The sequence below is a fragment of the Prevotella sp. P3-92 genome (genome assembly GCF_002251205.1).
Lineage (GTDB): Bacteria > Bacteroidota > Bacteroidia > Bacteroidales > Bacteroidaceae > Prevotella.
Map to the genome: position 1 here is coordinate 1 of NZ_NPJE01000002.1, position 21,397 is coordinate 21,397.

Annotated in this window: 15 protein-coding genes, 1 tRNA gene and 2 pseudogenes; 7 read left to right on the plus strand and 11 right to left on the minus strand. The window is 45.5% G+C overall.

All coding sequences use genetic code 11. The features are described from left to right. From CIK93_RS13825 to CIK93_RS00305, 9 genes and pseudogenes are all read right to left on the minus strand, one after another. Positions 1-128: pseudogene (locus tag CIK93_RS13825) on the minus strand (DDE transposase); the annotation flags it as partial. A 178-nt stretch (positions 129-306) separates the two neighbouring features. After that, positions 307-606: pseudogene (locus CIK93_RS13830) on the minus strand (energy transducer TonB); the annotation flags it as partial. Then, positions 607-1,515: a hypothetical protein gene (locus tag CIK93_RS13835; protein ID WP_254046698.1), complete on the minus strand. Its 909-nt coding sequence runs from the start codon at positions 1,513-1,515 to the stop codon at positions 607-609. Positions 1,516-1,527: 12 nt separating this feature from the next. Beyond that, a complete protein-coding gene (locus tag CIK93_RS13840; protein WP_094446229.1) occupies positions 1,528-2,358 on the minus strand; it encodes a zinc ribbon domain-containing protein in 831 nt (276 codons plus the stop codon). Between the two features lie 13 nt (positions 2,359-2,371). Next, positions 2,372-2,974: a hypothetical protein gene (locus tag CIK93_RS00285; protein WP_094446230.1), complete on the minus strand. Its 603-nt coding sequence runs from the start codon at positions 2,972-2,974 to the stop codon at positions 2,372-2,374. An 849-nt stretch (positions 2,975-3,823) separates the two neighbouring features. Further along, positions 3,824-3,896, minus strand: a tRNA-Lys gene (locus tag CIK93_RS00290). A gap of 71 nt (positions 3,897-3,967) precedes the next feature. Further along, a complete protein-coding gene (locus CIK93_RS00295; protein ID WP_254046692.1) occupies positions 3,968-5,185 on the minus strand; it encodes an ABC transporter permease in 1,218 nt (405 codons plus the stop codon). Between the two features lie 16 nt (positions 5,186-5,201). Then, positions 5,202-6,611 carry a DUF4836 family protein gene (locus tag CIK93_RS00300; RefSeq protein ID WP_094446231.1) on the minus strand — a complete coding sequence of 470 codons (1,410 nt, stop codon included), beginning with the start codon at positions 6,609-6,611 and terminating at the stop codon, positions 5,202-5,204. 41 nt (positions 6,612-6,652) lie between these two features. Further along, positions 6,653-7,240, minus strand: coding sequence for a thymidine kinase (locus CIK93_RS00305; protein ID WP_371327195.1), 588 nt, complete (start codon positions 7,238-7,240; stop codon positions 6,653-6,655). Positions 7,241-7,568: 328 nt separating this feature from the next. Here CIK93_RS00305 and rsmI point away from each other — a divergent pair, with 328 nt between their 5' ends. Genes rsmI through CIK93_RS00320 form a run of 3 tightly spaced genes read left to right on the plus strand, consistent with a single transcriptional unit; the run spans position 7,569 to position 10,815 of the window. Further along, positions 7,569-8,243, plus strand: coding sequence for a 16S rRNA (cytidine(1402)-2'-O)-methyltransferase (rsmI, locus tag CIK93_RS00310; RefSeq protein WP_094389702.1), 675 nt, complete (start codon positions 7,569-7,571; stop codon positions 8,241-8,243). A 55-nt stretch (positions 8,244-8,298) separates the two neighbouring features. Then, entirely contained in the window at positions 8,299-9,150 is an 852-nt protein-coding gene (locus CIK93_RS00315) for a lipoprotein (RefSeq protein WP_094389703.1), read from the plus strand. 39 nt (positions 9,151-9,189) lie between these two features. After that, the gene (locus CIK93_RS00320; protein ID WP_094446232.1) at positions 9,190-10,815 is read left to right on the plus strand and encodes a C10 family peptidase; all 1,626 of its coding nucleotides are present in this window, start codon (positions 9,190-9,192) and stop codon (positions 10,813-10,815) included. Between the two features lie 622 nt (positions 10,816-11,437). Here CIK93_RS00320 and CIK93_RS00325 read toward each other — a convergent pair. Then, entirely contained in the window at positions 11,438-11,707 is a 270-nt protein-coding gene (locus CIK93_RS00325; protein ID WP_158215446.1) for a hypothetical protein, read from the minus strand. 708 nt (positions 11,708-12,415) lie between these two features. Here CIK93_RS00325 and CIK93_RS00330 point away from each other — a divergent pair. The 4 genes from CIK93_RS00330 to CIK93_RS00345 are packed head-to-tail and all read left to right on the plus strand — an operon-like array spanning position 12,416 to position 19,688. Then, positions 12,416-15,721 carry a SusC/RagA family TonB-linked outer membrane protein gene (locus tag CIK93_RS00330; protein WP_094446234.1) on the plus strand — a complete coding sequence of 1,102 codons (3,306 nt, stop codon included), beginning with the start codon at positions 12,416-12,418 and terminating at the stop codon, positions 15,719-15,721. Between the two features lie 27 nt (positions 15,722-15,748). Beyond that, positions 15,749-17,329, plus strand: a complete 1,581-nt coding sequence (locus CIK93_RS00335) for a RagB/SusD family nutrient uptake outer membrane protein (protein ID WP_094446235.1) — start codon at positions 15,749-15,751, stop codon at positions 17,327-17,329. Between the two features lie 29 nt (positions 17,330-17,358). Next, complete coding sequence (locus tag CIK93_RS00340; RefSeq protein ID WP_094446261.1) at positions 17,359-18,402, plus strand: putative zinc-binding metallopeptidase; 1,044 nt, start codon at positions 17,359-17,361, stop codon at positions 18,400-18,402. Between the two features lie 11 nt (positions 18,403-18,413). Then, positions 18,414-19,688, plus strand: coding sequence for a DUF4302 domain-containing protein (locus CIK93_RS00345; RefSeq protein ID WP_094446236.1), 1,275 nt, complete (start codon positions 18,414-18,416; stop codon positions 19,686-19,688). A 218-nt stretch (positions 19,689-19,906) separates the two neighbouring features. On the opposite strand, the gene CIK93_RS00350 is transcribed toward CIK93_RS00345, so the two are convergent. Then, entirely contained in the window at positions 19,907-21,391 is a 1,485-nt protein-coding gene (locus tag CIK93_RS00350) for a sodium:solute symporter (RefSeq protein WP_094446237.1), read from the minus strand. Positions 21,392-21,397: the final 6 nt, after the last annotated feature.

A 21,397-nucleotide genomic window follows, 5' to 3' on the forward strand; every position in this document is an offset into this window, starting at 1 on the left:
CCGTTCTCATAGCGGAATGGAACGTATTCCCGCCCTTCCTGCCTGGCGTTTTCCATCTCGTCATTGGCTTCTTGTATGGCATCCCAGCGGTGTCTGATACGCATCTCCTGTACGGCATCACAGGCGACCTCATCAAGAAATACCAAAACGATGACGGCATCGTATTTATGGACGTATTTGATTTCTTGTTGGATAAAGATTCTATATGATAATTTATAAGGAAAAGGCTAATGGCAATCTTGGATATTTCGCCTCCAAGACTGCCATTTATCCCTAAGCAAATCGAGAGTTATAAACTCGAATATTTTATGAAAGCCTAAAGACTATCGGGACAGTATATTTCACCCTGACACAGTTTCCCTTAAGCTTCCCTGGTTTCCATTTAGGCATAGCCTTGACTATTCGCATAGCCTCTTTATCCAAAGAAGGATCAACACTTCTTGTAATCTCAACATCTGTAATTCTTCCATCTTTATCGACAACAAATTTTACTATCACCATACCTTGGATTCCATTTTCTTGTGCAACTACAGGATATTCGAGATTAGCCGCAATGAAGGATGATAAGGCATTAGAGCCACCAGGGAACGAAGGCATTTCTTCTACTTACTCGTAAATTTTATCTGTATCAACCAATTCCGAATTGCCATCTATTGACATCATGATCGGCTTGACAGGTTCCTCTTTTTTAAAAACATAAACATAATTTGCAAGGTACTTGTTTTTTATCCCCAAATCATTAAATTTTACGACCAAAGGCTTGGCATCTTTATACGTTACCTTTGCTGTATCTGCATCTATGAAGAAATCATCATTTATTTCACCATAATACCCTTCTCTATTGCCTCCACGCCAAATCCAATAAGGCTTTCGATTTACGAGTATCGAGGTCGGACAAATCATATTCTGAACATAAACGAACTTGCCAAAACGACGTAGTGGCTCTGCAGTCTGAAATCCCCCATGCTTATTAAAATCCTTTTGAAATTGTGGAGCTTCCGCTGTAGGCACAGATACATATATGGTAGCTCTTATTTCATTAAAATTACATGTAATAGGAAAATATTCTTTGTCGGCATTATACTTTTCCAAATCCAAGCTCCAATTTTCCCCCATTCTATCCTTAATTGCGTCATAGCAAATGGAGTCAAACACAAACTTTGAAGATTGCTGTAAACGTTGTTCGTAAGCTGTAGTCTTCTCGAATTCTCTTATCTCATTCCATGCACTAAATTTTTCCTTCACATTTTTCAAGACTCGTCCTCTGTCGGTCATTTCATATCGTTCGCGTTCTGATTCTTTTGCAGCATTCTCAATAAGTCTTTGCCAAAACAGAGTATTTGAATCCACCGACTTTTTATTTCTTGCACCTCTATTGTTCTTACCAATAGAAGTGGTCTTACCCTTAACCGTTTGAGACGTTTGCCCCATTTTCCTCATTTGAGGCTTTCTCGTTTGAGCATTGCTACCAACCATACATAGCAAAGCTACTATAAGTAAAATAATATGTTTCATAATTTTCCTTTTTTATAGAAAAGCATTAGTACTATTTATTTCCATCTTTATCCCATCATTTTCTCCTCGCGAAAATCTTACGAACCTTTGTCCATCCCACTCTTGAGATTTTCTGACGCAATAAGTTTGGAAGCCATATCCCTTATCTACGATTCTTACCAGAAAAGGATTCCAATCGTAATATGCTTTGTTTATCACTTCTGTTATATCCACGCCATCCAATTCCTTCCGTTCTTTCATCGGAAGTTCCATCACGCAGCTTCCATATTGGTTAAAAGCATCAACGGTATGACGTTCACACTCTGCAGAATGCCAAAACGTTTTACTAGGATACTTCATCTCCATTATCAGAAGCAATCTTCTTTTCAACTCGCCTGATACAATTGCAGGAAAGACAAAATCCTCGTATGATGTTTCATCGTCATAAACGTACACATTATCACCTCCATCCGTCAAATACCAGAAATAGTCATCACCCTCTTTCAGCATTTTAAATGCATATACTTCTTGTGCTTCGTCAGATAAAGTATCACCTTTTGTAGTTTGTGCTTTTGCTGCTTCTTTCACAAGCTCTCTGCCTCCTTCTTTCAGTCCTACCTTTACCCCAACAAACAAAATTACCACAAGTATTGCAGAAAGCACCTTCCAAGACTTTCGCCAGAAAGATGTTTTCTCCTCATGCTCGACAGCGACACTTGCCTCTTCAGGCTCCATACCATCCACTTTTTGAGGTATAGACTTTTCTGCATCAGCATCAAGCCATTCACCGCAATATCTACATTTTTTTGCCACGGCAAGGATTTCCTCACCACAATAGGGGCAACGTTTATGCTTCGTATCCATACATTTCTATTTGTCAACCAAATAAATCTTGATAACCCTTACCCCATTCTCCCCAAGAATAAGATCGAGATGGATGATGTTGACGAATCATTAGTGCCTTGTTTTTACCACCGGTAGAAAACCAACGGGTATAAACCTTATCACCATTGGTAAGAGACATTTCTTCTCCATCCGTTTCCCCGAGACCATAAAGTCTATCGAAGAGACCATAGCCCCAAACAATGATAACATCAGGCTTCAACTCTTCAAGAACCTCCTTGAAGGCAGGAATAGAATCGTTAAATTGTTCATCGGTCTCTTTCACACCAGGAGCCTCAAGATTGAACTGAATGAAATTATAGAATGCTACTTGATTCCATACATATCCTCTATCATCAACAGAAATCTCTCGATTCAACAAAGCTTTGGTTTGACTAGTGAAGCCTTTATAAAAAGCTCCATCCTCTCCACTCAAGAATCCGTCCATCATATCTATTGTAAAACTATGATGGCAAGGACAACCTGCACTATCTGCATCATAGTGACTATGCCCTAATATCAAGACTTTCTTACCACTATTCAAGAATCCTTTCTCGTAATCCTTACCAACAAAAGGATAAGCATTTACATGTTTCATACACTATTCTATTTTAAAGTTATTTGTCGGGGACAAAGATAGTTGTTCTATTTGAAACTATCAAGTCCATAATGGTTCATAAACGAAATTTCTTGATTTCGGCTTTACAATACTCTGTTAATTCTAATGTAATCGTTTGAAAAGCCAGTTAGCCATTATCTCGGCCCAGTGGAAAAGTACTGGGGATTTTTCTTGCTTATAGACTATAGTTGCGCGTGATGAGGACGTCGGTATAATAGATTGAGAAACAAATGTTTCGTGCAAATATGTGGCAGATGCGATTGCAAATCAATTTGTTTTGATGAGAAGAACGACTTTCGTTTGAGACGTGAAGCAGTTCTTTTGTGCACAAATCTCAACGTGATGGTAGAGTAAAATCAATGAAATTGCTGAGTAAAATCATTGAATTTGCAAAACAGCGCACTATCCATTTGACTGTCAAACACTTGCAAAGGCCTTGTTTTTGCTATTCAGTCGGTGGTCGAAGTGTGGTCGAGTCACCATATCTTTTAGGCTTCGAACACACTTTAAAGCTTTAACTTACTGTATGTTATGCTATAGGTGTGGTCGTGTGGTCGAATTTTTCGACAACGCGTGTGCGCGTACGTGTGATCATGTGCGCGTATGCGTGTGTGAAATAATAAGGTTTTTAACGCTCTCCGCTCCTATGGATTTCCACTAACATTGATGAAGAGTTCTTCATTCTGTATAGACTTGCAAAGAGTAATGCTTATCCCCCACAAAATTTCCACTACTGAGCCGGTTTATCGGGTGCGCCCCATTGTATTGTATCTATAGTACATATACCAAAACAAAAGAAGAGAACCATTGCTGATTCTCTTCTTGAGGTGATCCGCTTGGGGCTCGAACCCAAGACCCCAACATTAAAAGTGTTGTGCTCTACCAACTGAGCTAGCGGATCATTGCTTAAAAGCGGATGCAAAGGTACGAAGTTTATTTGAAACTACCAAATATTTTTCTATTTTTTTTGAATTATCTTTTATGCATGTGCCAAATATGGAGTACTTTGCGACGTATTGCAGCGTAATTTAGTATGCCGACAAATATATAAAGTGCGATGCCTGTGAGTAGGCTCGGTGCAAGTGTTGCAGCACTGAAACTTGGATAGAGACTGCCGAAAAGTGGGATGTAATATGTGCGCAGCATGACTATCAGTAGTATGGCAATGACCAGTACCAGCGTATTGACGGTCAGTGTCAACAGGTGGTAAGGACGTGCCACTGTAGAAGGTCGATAACCGATGAGCAGTAGGGTGTCTATCTTTTCCGTGTTCTTTTGTAAGAGCAGGAAGATGCTGAGCAACAAGACATAGAACGCCAAGGCACTGATGAGGAGGCCAACGGCAATGACGATGCCAGTGGTAATGCGCAGAAAAAGAGCAGTGCGTGCTGATTCTGCATCGTCTGCCTCGGTTTCGTATCCTCGGTCGTCAAGGAAAGTAATGAGACGGTCGTCTGTTGGATTGTCAACGCTGACAATAAGACGTGATGGGGTGGCACTGCGGTTGGGTGACAGCCGACGATTCATTTCGTCAATGAAGCGTTGTGGCACCAGAATGGTATTGAGCTTTTTGGAGAAGGCAACCACATGGCCTGTCATCTCTACAGTTTCGTTACTACCGCGCAAAAGAAACCGGATCTTTACCATTTGTACAAGACTCTCAGAAAGTGCGGGAAGTCCTTGGCTGGTAGCAAAGCCGAAATTATAGAGGTTGAGATAGTTGCGTGGCAGAATGATGGGAATATCTGTATCGCCTGGTTGCCATTGCCAGTGAGATAAATCCACATCGATAAACTCATCGGGCACGGCTTCGAAAAACATATCGGTGGAAAACTGTACACCTAATCTTTGGCTACCTAAGGTAGCAACCACCCCAAAGCAAGATGGGGTGAAAGTTCCCACACGAGTGGCAAAAGGTTGTTGGCGCATCTCCTCTATTTCTTCTGGTGAGAAGGTTGGCGCTGTGCCAGTCAACGTGCCGATAGTGTTCACGTGTTTAGCCACCACCATCTGCCCAGGTCGCATAAAGCTGTCTCCACCGGAGAATATCGGAATGATATCGGTGGCAAACTGTATGGCAGCCAATACGATGGTCATGCCACACAGGTTGGCAAGTACAAAACCAGCCAACTGCCATGCATTCATTCCACGGCTGAGCAGTTTGTAGAGCAGATGATGATGGCTCTTCACGTAGTTCTGTTATTTATTAGTTGAGTCCAAATTGTCCGAGCATGGTGTCTGCCAGAATCTCTACAGGATCCTTGTCGGCATCGTTCATATTGACACGGAAGTCAACCTTGGTATCGGCTGTGTCGTAGATCTCGATGCTCTTAATACTCTCCACAGCCGATTGGGCAGCCTTAGCTTGACTGCGGGTGCAGAATCCTTGTATGGCTTTGGCTGCCAGCTGTGCACCGATATGAATATACACGCGGTGGCCTTTGAGGTTGCTTTTCGATACAGCAGGCTTGGCTTCAGCAAATGGCTCGCCACCAATAGCCAAATAGGTAGTACCGTCCTTTTCGCCAAAATTCATCTCTTTGCTGCTCTTGATGCCCAATTGGTTGAGCGCTTCAATAATCTTCTTGTCCTTGGTCTTCAGATAGAGACATACGTTGGGGATGAAGCCTTCCCACTTGCTGATACCTGCGGTGAAGTCGCCATCGATGGTTCCCAGTACACCCTTAGCCATTTCCAATTGGTCGGATTTGATGGTCTTTTGGTTTTTGAAAACACCCATCTTCTCGAGATAGTCGAAATAGGCTTTACCGTCAATATTGCAGAAAATAGACATGCCGTCTGCTGCAATGTAGTTGGCATAGTCGCCGTCGATATTGCGCATCAGCTTCTTTCCTTCTTCAATATTCTGCTTCCAAGCATCACTCTTAGCAATGGCTTCTACGGAAAGCGTAACAGAACCCTTCTCAGAACTCAGGTCAAGGAGTATTGAGAGGGCCTTCATGTCAAGACCGTTAGGCAGTAAGGCTTTCTGTTCTGCGGTCAACTGATTTTGTGCAACACCCATGGGAATGAGCACCTGCATGATGCCTTTTGCATCAGCGAGTTTGCTGAAGTCGTCACTCTCTGCCATTGTACCCTTGGTGTCGGCATTGAACTTCTTAATGACATCGTCGATGGTGCCGTCAGAAACCACGAAACAGTCATCGTCGAAGGCAATCACATTGGTTCCTTCTCCGATATATTGTATGCCGTCTTTTTCTTTTGGAGCCTTATCCAAGGCGGTAAGCAACTTCACGAAATCGTCTTTGTCGAGCAGTTCGCCCACCAGCAATGCATTTTTGCCTTCGGCATTGGTACTTACCCATAAGGGTTGGCGTAGGTCGATACCGGCCTTAGCAGGATCTTCAGCTACAGCTTTCAATACTGCTTTAGCTTCTTCATTCTTACCCATAGCCTCCAGATTCTTTGCCAGCTGCTGTTTTACGGCATCGTTGTCGGCAGCTTTACTCTTGTCGAGAATCTGCTTCACATCGATGCGCATAGTAATGGCATCGTCAGGCAGGAAGCGTGCTGTCTTACTGGATTTCGAACACGAGGTGAATGCCACAACAGCTACAAGGAGCATCAGGGCGAGTTTCGTCGTTTTCTGTTTCATAACATTTAGGTTTAAGGGTTATTGTATAAAAGGTGAATAGGCTATTGTTGTTCGGCTTGAAGTGCTTTCTTGTAACATTCGCGGCAGAGCGGTTCATACTCCATGGTTTCGCCCAAGAGTACACGACGGTCGCTGTCAACGGTGCGGTGGCTGACATACGCCAGTGAACCGCATTTTACACAAATGGCATGTACCTTCGTTACATCATCAGCAATGGCACAGAGTGCTGGCATTGGTCCGAAAGGAATGCCTTTAAAGTCCATGTCGAGTCCTGCCACGATGACGCGCACACCACGGTTGGCCAATTGGTTGCATACGTCCACCAGACCGTCATCGAAGAACTGTGCCTCGTCGATACCCACCACATCGATGTCACTTGATAGCAACAGAATGCTGGCAGACGACTCAATAGGAGTTGATGAGATGGTGTTATGATCATGGCTCACCACCTCTTCATCGCTGTAGCGTGTGTCGATGGATGGTTTGAAAATCTCGACTTTCTGTTTTGCAAACTGGGCACGGCGTAAACGGCGTATGAGTTCTTCTGTCTTTCCTGAGAACATCGAACCGCATACTACCTCTATTCTGCCTGGGCGGCGCACTTCACCAATCATGCTTTCTGTAATCATGCTACAAATGTAGGCATTTTATTTGAATTACACCAATATCTTCTCTTACTTTCGATAAAAAACTTCTATTTTCTCACAAATCGGTCATTAGGATTTGCTTCTGCCTTCGTTTTCTCGCCAAGGCAGAGTTTTAGCAAACTTGCTTAAGTTCATTTGACTTAACGAAAACGGGGCATTGGTTTTTAATTTCTCTCTATTTCTGCTGTGTAAAAGGAGTGTCGTAGGTGATAAGCTTTAGTGAATAAAAGTTACTTTCATCCCGTAACAACAAGAAAAATAATAAATTTCTTTGTGTTTTCCATGCTTATTCGTAACTTTGTCCCCTGTTATGGGTATCCTGTATATCGTTCCCACGCCTGTTGGCAATATGGAGGACATGACTTTTCGGGCAGTCCGTATCTTGAAAGAGGCCGACCTCGTGTTGGCGGAAGATACGCGTACTTCCGGTAACCTGCTGAAACATTTCCAGATTCAGCAGCATTTACTTTCGCATCATAAATTCAATGAGCACGGCACAAGTGCATCAATAGTAGAACGGCTCAAAGCCGGACAAACCATAGCCCTCATCAGCGATGCGGGTACACCAGGTATTTCCGATCCCGGATTCTTCTTAGTGCGTGAAGCGGTGCGTGCTGGCATAGAGGTGCAAACCTTGCCTGGTGCAACGGCATTCGTGCCGGCATTGGTTAGTAGCGGTCTGCCTTGTGATCGTTTCTGCTTTGAGGGATTTCTGCCTCAGAAGAAGGGACGCCAGACCAAACTACAGTCGCTGGTTGATGAAGAGCGCACGATGATATTCTATGAGTCACCCTACCGTGTATTGAAAACTCTCCAACAGTTGGCAGAGGTGATGGGACCCGATCGTCAGGTTAGTGCTTGTCGTGAGATTAGCAAAGTACACGAAGAGAGTGTGCGTGGCACTTTGGCAGAAGTCATTGCCCATTTTCAAGAGCACGACCCACGTGGTGAGTTTGTCATAGTCTTGGCAGGCAAGCCCACATGAAAGTAAAACACTTATGTATAATATAAAATAGGTAATAAGACAAAACACAAGAATTATGAAAAAGATGATAGTTTTGGCCATTGGCGCCATGATGCTTGTGGCTTGCGGACAGAAAGGTCCGAAAGCAGAAGAAGTGAAGATAGCCCAAAAGACCGATTCACTCAATCGCATCATCCAACAGAAGGATAACGAGATCAACGACATGGTTTCCACCATCAATGATATCGAAGAGGGCTTCCGTGCCATCAATCAGGCACAGAATAGAGTTACCGTTGCCCAACAGGGTGAGGGTGCCAATGCTGTGGAGCGCATTCGCGAAAATATTCAGATTATCCAGCAGACCATGCAGCACAATCGCGAACTTATCAATAAAATGCGCAACCAGCTTCGCCAAAGTTCGGTAGCAAGTGATGAACTGCGCCGCACCCTCGACAATCTCACCCGTCAGATGGAGGAGAAGGATGCTCAGATGCGTCAGCTTCGTGCAGAACTTGAAGCCAAGGATGTGCGCATCGGTGAACTCGATAAGGAGGTGACCAACCTCAATACCAATGTGTCATCGCTGAAGGAGGAAAGCAGTCAGAAGTCGCAAACCATCTCTGTACAGGACAAGCAGCTCAATACCGCATGGTTTGTTTATGGTACAAAGAAAGAACTCAAAGAACAGCGTATCATTGTAGATGGTAAAGTACTCCAGTCAAACTTCAATCGCGACTATTTCACCAAGATAGATATCCGTGTGGATAAGGAGATACGCCTCTATTCGCGTAGCGCACAACTACTCACCTCACATCCGCAAGCCAGCTATACGCTCGACCGCGATGCCAACAAGCAGTATGTGCTTCGCATCACCAATCCACAATTGTTCTGGTCCACCAGTAAGTATCTCGTGGTATTGGTGAAATAAAAACACGATATAAACACAATACATACAAATAAAGATTAAATGAAACGGACTTTAGTTCTTCTGTTGGTGGCGATGACAACATCGTTGCAAGGTTTTGCCATTGTTAGAAGCCAACAAGTGATGAAAGAGATTGCCAATCGGCAATTGCAACAGATGGGTATCAATGGAATGGTGACACTTGCCACCGAAACCAATACCTATGCCATCTATCGTAGTGCCATGCAGGGATTTGTCGTCGTGGGAAAAACAAGCGAAGGCAGAGCGGTGTTAGGTTATTCAAAAACCAATTTCGATGCCAAACATCTGCCTTGCGGATTGAAATGGTGGTTGAAAGCTACCGACAAGGCATTGCAACAGCAACATTATTCTGCCGATGAGCAACCAGACTTCACGGTAGTTGATAATCTGTTGCAAACGAAATGGGGACAGGATATGCCTTATAACTACTATTGTCCAACAGTAAAGGGAGAACACCTGCCTTGCGGATGTGTGGCAACAGCCATGTCTCAAGTGCTTCGCTATTATGCCTATCCCACTCATGCAGAAGGTCCTGGAAGTTATACTACTGAGATTTATAATGAAACCTTGAATGCCTATTCCACAAAGACTGTGGTGGAGAACATCAAATCCGACTACGACTGGGACAATATTCCTTATGATCCCCGTGCTGCTGACGTAACAGAAAAACAGCAGCAGAACGTAGGACAGTTGGTCTATGACTGTGGTCGTGCCGTTAATATGAATTATGCCTCAAACGGAAGCGGTGCCTATTCAGACGATGCGGCAGCAGCTTTTGCTACGGTCTTCGGTTATAATGAGGATGCCACCCATTATGTGCTTCGCGACTTCTATTCCGACAGCGAATGGATGAATATTGTCTATACTGAATTGGCAGAAGGACGCCCCATTATCATGGGAGCCAGTGATGACTCAGGCCGAGGTGGACATGCATTTCTGCTGACTGGTGTTGATGCCAACGGTATGATTTATGTTAACTGGGGATGGAATGGTGTTTGTGATGGTTATTATGCCATCGACAAACTAAATCCTGATAACAGCTTTGCCTTTAATTCCGGACAGGAAATCATCACACGACTCATCCCACAGAAAGAGGCTGTGACAGGAATGCCCTTTGAGTCGCACATGGGATGTACCTCGTCGCTCAGCGGTCTCTCGATCACACCCGAAGGACAGCTTAGTGTATCGCGCATCAATCTCTTCAATACAGGCCATCTGGATTTTGATGGTACAGTAGGAGTCCTTTTGGAGAATACCGCAGAAGGTTCCACCGAAAAGCAATATTTCGAATATGTCAATATCAATCTGGCCCCCTATGACCGATACAATGGCTCAGCACGTCAGACCTATGATCTTAGTGGCTTGACAGCCGGCACCTATCGCGTGCGTCTTGTAGCAAAAGATGTAAAGGATGCCGATTATCGACCAGTGCGTGGTCTGGGTGGCAAGTTCTACGAACGCCTATTGACCAAGTCTGCTGATGGCACTTGCGAACTCGCCGAACAGACTACAGGTATTCATCAGGCTAAGGTGGCGACCGATACCAGCGTGCACTATTACGATATGCAGGGTCGTAGCGTATCTGCCAACCACCGCGGATTGACCATTATTCGGCAGAATGGCAAAACCAGAAAGGTGATGCGCTAACACATCAGAAACACGTTTTCGTTAAGCCAAATGGACAGAGTTAAGTTTACTTGTCCTCTGCCCATTTGGCGAGAAAAGATGCCATGAAATGGAACAAATTATAAAAGAACTACATGAGTGTGGGTAAAAATATCTATAATAAAGTTAAAGTATATTAAATATTGAATCAAAGCTGCCAAAACTCTTGCATTTCGGGGGTGTCATGTTGTATCTTTGTGTTTCAAGCCGAGGATGATTTCAAAAACAAGAAAGAAACCTTTAAACCAAAAATCAAACAACTATCCCAACAACTAAAATGCTGCTTATGTTTACAAAATCAACAAATTCCCATGCTATCAGGTCACGACAGAAGGCCCACGATTTCCCGATCACTTCTCGTTCGGTTCTCGTTGACTTCTCGTTAGGTCCTCGTTCGTCTCTCGTTCGTCTCTCGTTGCTTATTCGTTAGTCTATCGAAGACCGATCGAGGACCGAACGAGGAACAAGCGAAAAACGAACGAAAGAGCAACGAACGTCGATCGAGAAACCGACGAGAATCTATCGAAAACTCGACGAAATGCCACCATCATGGCTGGCAAAACACCCTTCTGCAACCACAAACCAGCAATATGCCTTTTTGCTTCTACTCTGCCGATGTAGAACCCCTTGCTTCCTGTCCACACTGAGTATTTTCGAGGCGAACAAAGCCATTTCGTCCATCCTGTGGATCTCTATGGTCCAACCATGTAGAAACCCCTTCACGGGCTTCAAGTGCCTTGTTATTCTCCAGACAACCGACAGAGATAATCCTCTGTCCACCCCAAACACCCTGCCGCAAGCCCAACAGCCCCATCCTCATAGGCCAAACCATAAAAATCATGCAAAGCCACATAAGAGTCCTCCATGTTACCATTTTGTGTAATGTAAGTAAGGTAACTTTACAACGGTAATACAAGGAGCGTCCAATATATTTACAGTATAATAAAAAAAGTATGCTCTCCTCACGGAGAACATACTCTCAAAATTTGGTATGGAAAATATCAATTACATGATCATTTTAAACACCTGACCAATCTTCAGCTCCTGCTGATAAGATCCGTTGTCTGCGATGTTCAGAGAGTAGGTAGATGTGGGCTTATTTTGGTGGTATCGTAGGAAAATGGCGTTGGAGATTATTGGATTCAGGCAAATTTTAATCTGTCGGAAGTCAGGTTTGCAGGTAAAACATCTTGCTTTTTTGTAGCATTGTTGGATGGTGTGGAATCGTGTGAATAGTTAGTATTCATTAGTGTTCTGAATAAACACTTATACCTATATATTATACGCGTGCGCACGTGAAGAGTTATAGTTTCGTTAATAAATTCGCCGAAAATTCGTCAAAACGAAAAAAAATAGGCGCAAATGCTACTTTTTTTAAGAATAACCTTGTTTATTGTGAAAAAATGTTGTATATTTGCACGGAAATAGTGAGCAAAGTATAATAAGTGCAAACTTTAATAAGAAATGAGTGGAAATTTATATGCATAATTAGTGAATAATTAAAGCATAATTCCCGTTGATCGGGTCAAGACGAAATATCAATTATATCAATATTATAACTTAATAATTAACGAGAGTGTTTATGGAAAAAAGACTCATGATGTTTTTGGCAGGCTTGTTCCTCAGCCTTGGAATGGCCTTTGCCCAGACAAAAGTCACTGGTACCGTAATTTCTCAAGAGGACGATCAGCCCATTATTGGTGCTTCAGTTCTCGTACAGGGCCAGCGCTCCGGTACAGTGACCGATGTTGATGGTAAGTTTACCATCAGTGTGCCATCAGGCAAGAAAATCACTATCAGTTACATCGGTATGGAACCCCAGACCGTAACACCTAAGAACGGTATGACCGTGACGCTCCGCTCCAGTGCAGAACTGCAGGAAGTGGTTGTGACCGGTATGCAGAAGACCGACCGCCGACTCTTTACAGGTTCTACTACTAAGGTGGATGCCGAAAAGGCCAAGTTGGACGGTGTGGCAGATATCTCCCGTTCGCTTGAAGGACGTGCGGCTGGTGTATCGGTGCAGAACGTAAGTGGTACTTTCGGTACAGCTCCGAAGATTCGTGTTCGTGGTGCTACGTCTATCTATGGCTCATCACGCCCCCTTTGGGTTGTTGATGGCGTCATCATGGAAGATGTGACCGAGGTTGATGCCGACCAATTGTCATCAGGTGATGCAGAGACATTGATTTCTTCTGCTATTGCTGGTTTGAACGCAGACGACATCGAATCGTTCCAGATTCTGAAAGACGGTTCAGCAACTTCTATCTACGGTGCACGTGCCATGTCTGGTGTGATCGTTGTGACCACTAAGAAAGGTAAGTCTGGACAGACCCGTATCAACTACACCGGTGAGTTTACCATGCGTTTGAAGCCTTCTTATTCAAACTTCAACATTATGAACTCGCAGGAGCAGATGGGTATCTACAAGGAGTTGGAGGCCAATGGTCTGATCAGCTTTGGTCGTACCTACCGTGCTTCATCAAGCGGTGTCTATGGTAAGATGTATCAGTTGATGAACACTTACAATCCTGCAACAGGTTCGTTCATGTTGTCTCAGACTGAAGAGGCTAAGAATGCTTACCTCCGTGAGGCTGAGATGCGCAACACCAACTGGTTTGACGAGTTGTTCTCTAATGCTATCCAGCAGAACCACTCTATCAGCATGTCAACAGGTACCGACAAGGCTCAGTACTATACCTCGTTCTCTATCATGGACGACCCAGGATGGACCGAGCAGTCAAAGGTTCGCCGTTATACTGCATCTATCAATGCCATGTATAATGTGAACAAGAAGGTCTCTCTCAACATGATTGCCAATGCCAGCTACCGTAACCAGCGTGCTCCTGGTACTACCAGTCAGAGCGTCGATGCGGTGACCGGTAATGTAAGCCGTGACTTCGACATCAACCCTTACTCTTATGCGATCAACTCAAGCCGTGCGCTTGATCCTAACGAGTTCTATACTCGTAACTATGCTCCTTTCAATATCCACAATGAGTTGGCAAACAACTTCATGAACCTCGACGTAGTGGATTTGAAATATCAGGCAGAACTCAAGTATAAGCCCATCAAGAAGGTTGAGCTTACTGTACTCGGTGCCTACAAGTACTCTACCACTACTCAGGCCAACGAGATTCACGAGAACTCTAATATGGCACAGTCATTCCGTGCAATGGACGATGCCACCATCCGTGACAACAACCCTTGGCTCTACACCGATCCCGATAAACCCAACTCCAAGCCTGTATCAGTGCTTCCTGTAGGTGGCTTCTATCGTGAGACCAAGTATAAGATGACCAGCTGGGACTTCCGTGCTACTGCACAGTATAACGATGTATTCAACGAAGACCATATCGTGAACCTCTATGGTGGTATGGAAATCAACGATACACAGCGTAGCCGCAGTTACTTCAACGGTGTGGGTATGCAGTATGACATGGGCTACCTCGGATCATACGACTACCTCTTCTTCAAGCAGTCAGCAGAGCAGAACGCTATGTACTACAGCTTGAGCAACAGCTATGGTCGTGAAGTTTCATTCTTCGCCACCGCTACCTATTCTTGGAAGGGCCGCTACGTTATCAACGGAACTACCCGTTACGAAGGTTCTAACCGTCTGGGTAAATCTCGTTCAGCACGTTGGTTGCCTACATGGAACGTCTCTGGTGCATGGAATGCTCACGAAGAGCCTTGGTTCCAGAAGACTTTCAAGACTGCGTTGACACACGCTACCCTGAAGGCTTCTTACTCACTGACTGGTGACAAACCTGCTGTGACCAACTCACAGGCTATCATTCAGTCGTTCAACCCCTGGCGTCCATTCGCAAGCGATAAGGAGTCTGGACTTAACATTTACGACTTCGCTAACCCCGATCTGACCTATGAAAAGAAACATGAGCTCAACATTGGTGTTGACCTCGGCTTCTTGAACAACCGACTCAACGTACAGTTCGACTGGTATCGTCGTAACAACTACGACTTGATCGGTATGCGTACCACCAACGGTACCAAGGGTACTATCAACGAGTTTGCCAATGTCGCTTCTATGCGTTCACATGGTGAGGAACTTTCTATCTCTTCTAAGAACATTATCAGCAAGGACTTCAAGTGGAACACCGACTTCATCTTCTCTCACGTGAAGACTAAGATTACCGAACTCGACAACCGTTCACGTTTGATCGACATGGTAACCGGTACCGGTTTCGCTAAGAAGGGATATGCTTACCGTTCACTCTTCTCATTCGACTTCAAGGGACTTAATGCCAATGGTATTCCTCAGGTAGTTAATGAAAGTGGTGAGGTGGTAACCAGCGACATCTACTTCCAGAGTCGCGATATCGACTACCTCGTTTACGAAGGACCTACCGATCCTACCATTACCGGTTCACTCGGCAACTCGTTCACTTATAAGAACTGGCACCTGAACATCTTCGCTACCTATGCTTTCGGCAATGTGGTACGCCTTGATCCTGCTTTCTATGCCAGCTATTCTGACCTCGACGCTATGCCGAAGGAGTTCAAGAACCGTTGGACCGTTTCTGGTGACGAGAACAAAACCACTATCCCTGCTATTCCTGACCTCCGTCAGCTGCAGGCAGACACTCAGCTCTCTTATGCTTTCAACGCTTACAACCGTTCTACCGACCGCGTTGCTAAGGGTGACTTCATCCGCATGAAGGAGATTTCAGTGTCATACGACTTCCCACAGACTTGGCTCAACGCTCTCAAACTGAAGAGTGCCAGCATCAAGCTGCAGGGTACCAACCTCTTCCTGATCTACTCAGACAAGAAACTCAACGGACAGGATCCTGAATTCTTCAACACCGGTGGTGTGGCTGTTCCTATGGCCCGTCAGTTCACCTGCACCGTAAGAGTTGGACTTTAATCAAACTTAATAGAAAGGAACAATAAGATGAAAAAACTTAGCATATTATCACTGGCCGCAGGAATGCTCGCACTTGCTTCGTGTGACAGCTATCTTGACAAGCTCCCCGATGATCGCGCCGAGGTTAACAGCCTTGACAAGGCAAAGAAGTTCCTCGTATCGGCCTATCCCAACCATTCGCCCAACTTTGTCTTCTTTATAAGTGGCGACAACGTGAGCGACAATGGTGTACTTTATAACGCACAGCCCAACCAGATGAATGCCTACAAATGGCAGCCCATTGAGACTGAGAATAACGACGACCCGAAGCAGGTTTGGAATGCTAACTACGAGGCTGCGGCTGTAGCCAATATGGCACTTGAGGCGTTGGCAGGCGATGAATCTGCTGATGCTCAGGCACTGCGTGCCGAAGCACTGCTCTGCCGTGCATTCGCCATGTTCCAGAATGCCAATATGTTCTGTATGGCATGGAACGATTCTAAGGCTGACGAATACCTCGGTATTCCTTATCCTAAAGTAGCTGGTGAATCTGTCAACGAGCGCGGAACGCTGCGTCAGACCTATGAGAATATCAATGCTGATATCGAAGAGGCTCTTCCTCTGCTCAACGATGGTTATCTCACCGTACCTAAGTATCACTTCAACCAGAAGGCTGCTTACGCCTTTGCTGCCCGCTTCAACCTGTTCTATCAGAACTGGGACAAAGCTATCGAATACGCTACCAAGGCATTGGGTGGAAACCCAAGCAGTCTGATGCGTGACATGGACAGCTATGCTCCTTTGGCTGGCGTTGATGACATCCACAACAAATGGATCCGTTCTGGTGAGAACTGCAACCTCATGTTTGTCGATGCCGTTTCTATCAACGGACGTGTCAACCGTGGTTCGTCAAGTTACAAGCGTTTCTGCCACAACATGGATGTGCTCAAATCACAGACTATGTGGGCTAAAACTCCTTGGTCTGACGTATCCAGTAGTGCAGCAAAGAATGCCCTTCAGGAAGCTCGTCTCATGTATGGTAGTAACCAAGCAGTGTATATGCCCAGCTTGATCGAGGACTTCGAAATCAAAGATAAGATCAACCAGACTGGTTATGCCCACGTGGTTGACCCCGTCTTCACCGGTGACGAGACTATCTTGACACGTGCTGAGGCTTACATCATGAAGAAGGAATACGACAAGGCTCTTGCCGACATGAACACATGGCTCACCGCTCACTGCGATGTGACTTCACCCAAGTTCTTGACGCTCACAGTTGATAATGTTAATACAGCGCTCAATGCCATCCGCATGACCGAGGTTCCCTCACGTGCAGTGAGCGAAGAGAGCATCAAGAAGCCGCTCAACCCACAGGGCTTCACCGTTGAGGAAGGCACACAGACCAATATGATCTATACAGTGCTCCAGATGCGTCGTATCACCACCATCTATCAAGGTCAGCGTTGGCTCGACATCAAGCGTTGGGGTATTGAGTTCACCCACCATCTTGACGGCGAAGACAATCTCGTCTTCAAGGCAGGTGACCTTCGCGGTGCTATCCAGTTGCCTTACGACGTCATAGAAGCTGGACTTGAGCCTAACCCCAGAGAGACAGCAACCCAGAATTAATTATAACGAACGAAAGGAATAAAGATATGATGAAACATATTACAATGTCGCTCGTTGCACTGCTCATGAGTGTTGCATTCGTGTCGTGTGACAACGACGATCCCAATAGCGAATCGATCTTCAAGACCGAAACGAAGAACGAGACCGAGTTCGACAAGTGGCTCAACACCAACTTCGTGGAGCCATACAACATCAAACTCTACTATCTGTATAACGACAAGCTGACGGACAACTACTACAACGTAGTGCCTGCCACCATCACCAACTCGAAGGCTATGGCCAAGATGATCAAACACGTATGGCTCGACGCTTATGTAGAGGCTTGCGGTGCAGACTTCTTGAAGGCAAATGCTTTCCGTGTGTTCCAGTTTATCGGTTCACCAGAATACAACGGTAAGGGTGAAATCGTGCTCGGTACTGCTGAAGGTGGTGTTCAGGTGACCCTGTTCCGACTCAATGAGCTTGACCTCGACCATATCTATGTGAATCAGGATGAGCCGTTCCGTGCGCATGCCAAACTGCCTCTGGACCTCAACTACTGGTACTTCCACACCATGCACCATGAGTTCTGTCACATCTTGACACAGAAGAAGTACTACAGCACCGACTTCCAGACCATCTCTGCCGGTAAGTATCACTCTACCGACTGGATCAACGTGGATGACGAAGATGCTGTTAAAGAAGGATTCGTTACCGGTTATGCCAGTGGTGAATACAATGAGGACTTTGCTGAGGTTTATGCCAACTACGTCACTTCAAGCGATGAATCTTGGAAAGCACGTCTTGACAAAGGTATTGAATATACTGTAACAGGTCTCAATGCCAAGGGTGAGACTATCCAAGTTGCATTCTGGGGCAAACCTACTAATGCTCAGTTGGCAGGTGCAGGTTTTGCAAGTATTAAAGGTGCCATGATCAGTTCAACGCAAGGTGCTGATATCATCAATGCCAAACTTGAAATCGTGCGCAGCTATCTGCAAGACTCTTGGGGTATCGACCTTGAGAAGCTCCGCGCTATCGTGCTCCGCCGTTCGGCAGAGGTTATGAATATGGATTTAACAACTCTTAATTAAGCAATCCGACTATGAAAAAGATCTATAACATTCTGTTCGTCCTTCTCGCTGGTCTGTCGTTCGTGGCATGTTCCAACGAAGTGGATGACGTATTCGATAAGTCGTCTGCCGACAGAATCCAGGAGGCTATCAATGCCGACATGAAACTGCTGGTTGATGCACCTAATGGTTGGCTGATGGAGTATTATGGCGCCAGCAAGTATGGTGGTTACAATATGTTCGTCAAGTTCAATGCTGACAACACCGTAACAGCTGCCAACGAGTTCTTTGAAGAGGGCACTCGTGCTACCTCTCACTTCAAACTTGAGCAGAGTCAGGGTGTACTGCTCTCATTCGACGAGTATAATGAAATCTTCCACATCTTCTCTGATCCTGCCAACATATTGCAGGTAGGTGACAAGGGTAAGGGATTTGAAGGCGACTTTGAGTTCCGTGTCATCAAGGCAGAGGCAGACCGCTTCGAACTTCAGGGCAAGAAGCACGGTCAGAAGATTGTGATGACCCGTGTGGCAGAAGACCTCAACTGGGACAACTACTTCAAGGCTGTAGAAGACATGGAAAAGCTGTTGACCTACAAGACCTATGCCATCGAGTTTGGCGGCGAGGCTCCGCTGACCATCGTAAAAAGCGATCGTACCTTCACCTATCACGATGCTGAAACCGATAAAGATGTGCTTATCCCATACATCGTTACCGATCAGGGCTTGAAATTCAAGAAACCAATTGTGATTGGTACTGATTCTATCAACATGCTGACTCCTGCTGCTGACGATACTTGGAAGACTGACGGCAAGGGTTGGACCGTGAACTATGTATTGCCTACTCTTGTAGAGCAGCTCACTGATCCTAACACATTCTGGTCGTTCAAGAAGGGTAAAATGAGCAGATTGGCTGCTCTTTACTTTGCACAAGCTGAGAAAGCCAGTGCTGCAGAAGGTGAGGACGTTATATTTATCGCATTCGGTGTGAATCCTAATGCTCCTAATCTTGGATGGGGTGTATTCTTCCGCAGTGGTAACTATATAGGAACGCTTCTTCCAACAGTAACTCCGATTGATGGCACTCACCTCTCATTGGCTATGAAGGGTTACGACCAAAATGGTCAGTACTATTTTAATAAAGGTTATAATTACATCACCAATGGTATCCTCCGTGGAACATTCGAATTGAGCACCGACAATCCTAAGAACCCATCATACATCCGCTTGACTCGCACCGATGCTAATGCTCCAGGTGAATGGATGGATGTATTCCCCGGTCTGGATTACTACGATGCAGACGAATAAGAGAAATTCTCTTTAAGTCTATAAATGAATAAAGGTGTGACTCCTATATGGGGTCACCCTTTTTTCTTGCCTATATGCCAGATTATCATTACCTTCGTCTCGCACTATCAAACATGATACTCAAACGCTGAAAGATGACACGCGAACAATGTCTGGAACTCAACATGATGGCAGAAACGATTTGCCGATAAATCATGATATGAGCGAAGTGTGGTACTTCATGATTTGCTGCACAACAGGGTGATGACGAAACCAACAATGAAGATGACACACGTGCCGAGCACGATAGAGAGATAGGGATGGAGATGTGGTCCAGGCAGATTGAGTGGTCCAGCCAACGATATCCAACCGATGACAAGGATGCCCGACAGACAACCGATGAAGGCGGCACGACGACCGATGTGTCGCGTGCAAGCCAAGAAAAACAATCCCAACATGCCACCAGAGAAAATGCTACTCAACGTCCACCAAGCATCGATGATACTCTCTACCTGCAACATGGCAAGCGCTACCAGGGCACCCAAGACGCCCACGACAACTGAAGCGATGCGCAATACAACGAGTTCGGGACCCGACGCAGTGCAGGTGTTGCCCTTGCGACGACGCCAATGGGGCAATAAGGGACGGAAATAGTCGGTCAGAATGATGGTGGCTGCCGATGTGACACTGGTCGATACGGTACTCATGCCCGCAGCAAAGATACTGGCAATGAGCAGCCCGCGCAGTCCCAAGGGCAAACTATCCACTATGAAATAAGGGAATACATAGTCGGGTTTGGCAGCAATAGCGTCGGGCAGATAACCTGTGCCCGACTCGTAGAAAGCATAGAGCGATGTGCCGATCATGAAAAATAGTGCAGAGACCGGTATGAAGAGATAGCCACCGAATAGGGCAGAGAAGCGTGCATCGCTGTCGCTCTTGGCAGCATGATAACGCTGCACGTAGTTTTGATCGATGCCATAATTCTGCAGATTGGTGAAGATGCCATAGATGAGACATACCCAGAAGGTGCTCTCGGTGAGACTTGCACCGAACGATCCCAACGACAGTTTGTTGCCTTCGGGAGAGTGGGTGGCAATGTCGATAATCTGCATAGGACCCTCAGGCAACGAGAATATCAGTATCAGCAAACACAATAGTGCACCACCGATGAGAATGAAGCCCTGTATGGCATCTGCCCATATCACCGCACGCAAACCGCCCAGCATCGAATAGATGACGATGGCAACGGTGGTGGCGATGATGACCACATGGAGATTCCACCCCATCAGAATATACATGGGTACTGCCAACAGATAGAGGATGCTGCCCATACGGGCTATTTGTGTGAACAGATAGCATGCCGAAGCATAGAGGCGAGCCCATGGACCAAACTTCTCTTCAAGGAAACTGTAGGCAGATACCGAACCGCTCTTGCGGTAGAAAGGTACGAAATAGCGAGCTGCAATCCAACTGGCTATCGGTATGGATAACGAGAAAACGAAAGCGTTCCAGTTGCTGGCATAGGCTTTACCGGGATAGCCGATATAGCTGATGCTCGATACATAGGTGGCAAAGATAGACATGCCCACTACCCATCCGGGCAGCGATTTGCCTGCAGAAGTAAATTCATCGGCAGAACTTCCTCGACGGAAAAAGGTACAGCCGAAGACTACGATGCCGATGGTGAATAGCAGAAATACGATGAAGTCGATAATATGCATAGGGTA

Coding starts and splice junctions, on each gene's coding strand:
- CIK93_RS00325 (WP_158215446.1), bottom strand. CDS start 11,707: ATGGTAACATGGAGGACTCTTATGTGGCTTTGCATGATTTTTATGGTT.
- CIK93_RS00330 (WP_094446234.1), top strand. CDS start 12,416: ATGGAAAAAAGACTCATGATGTTTTTGGCAGGCTTGTTCCTCAGCCTT.
- CIK93_RS00335 (WP_094446235.1), top strand. CDS start 15,749: ATGAAAAAACTTAGCATATTATCACTGGCCGCAGGAATGCTCGCACTT.
- CIK93_RS00300 (WP_094446231.1), bottom strand. CDS start 6,611: ATGAAACAGAAAACGACGAAACTCGCCCTGATGCTCCTTGTAGCTGTT.
- CIK93_RS00305 (WP_371327195.1), bottom strand. CDS start 7,240: ATGATTACAGAAAGCATGATTGGTGAAGTGCGCCGCCCAGGCAGAATA.
- CIK93_RS13835 (WP_254046698.1), bottom strand. CDS start 1,515: ATGAAACATATTATTTTACTTATAGTAGCTTTGCTATGTATGGTTGGT.
- CIK93_RS00315 (WP_094389703.1), top strand. CDS start 8,299: ATGAAAAAGATGATAGTTTTGGCCATTGGCGCCATGATGCTTGTGGCT.
- CIK93_RS00340 (WP_094446261.1), top strand. CDS start 17,359: ATGAAACATATTACAATGTCGCTCGTTGCACTGCTCATGAGTGTTGCA.
- rsmI (WP_094389702.1), top strand. CDS start 7,569: ATGGGTATCCTGTATATCGTTCCCACGCCTGTTGGCAATATGGAGGAC.
- CIK93_RS00345 (WP_094446236.1), top strand. CDS start 18,414: ATGAAAAAGATCTATAACATTCTGTTCGTCCTTCTCGCTGGTCTGTCG.
- CIK93_RS13840 (WP_094446229.1), bottom strand. CDS start 2,358: ATGGATACGAAGCATAAACGTTGCCCCTATTGTGGTGAGGAAATCCTT.
- CIK93_RS00350 (WP_094446237.1), bottom strand. CDS start 21,391: ATGCATATTATCGACTTCATCGTATTTCTGCTATTCACCATCGGCATC.
- CIK93_RS00320 (WP_094446232.1), top strand. CDS start 9,190: ATGAAACGGACTTTAGTTCTTCTGTTGGTGGCGATGACAACATCGTTG.
- CIK93_RS00285 (WP_094446230.1), bottom strand. CDS start 2,974: ATGAAACATGTAAATGCTTATCCTTTTGTTGGTAAGGATTACGAGAAA.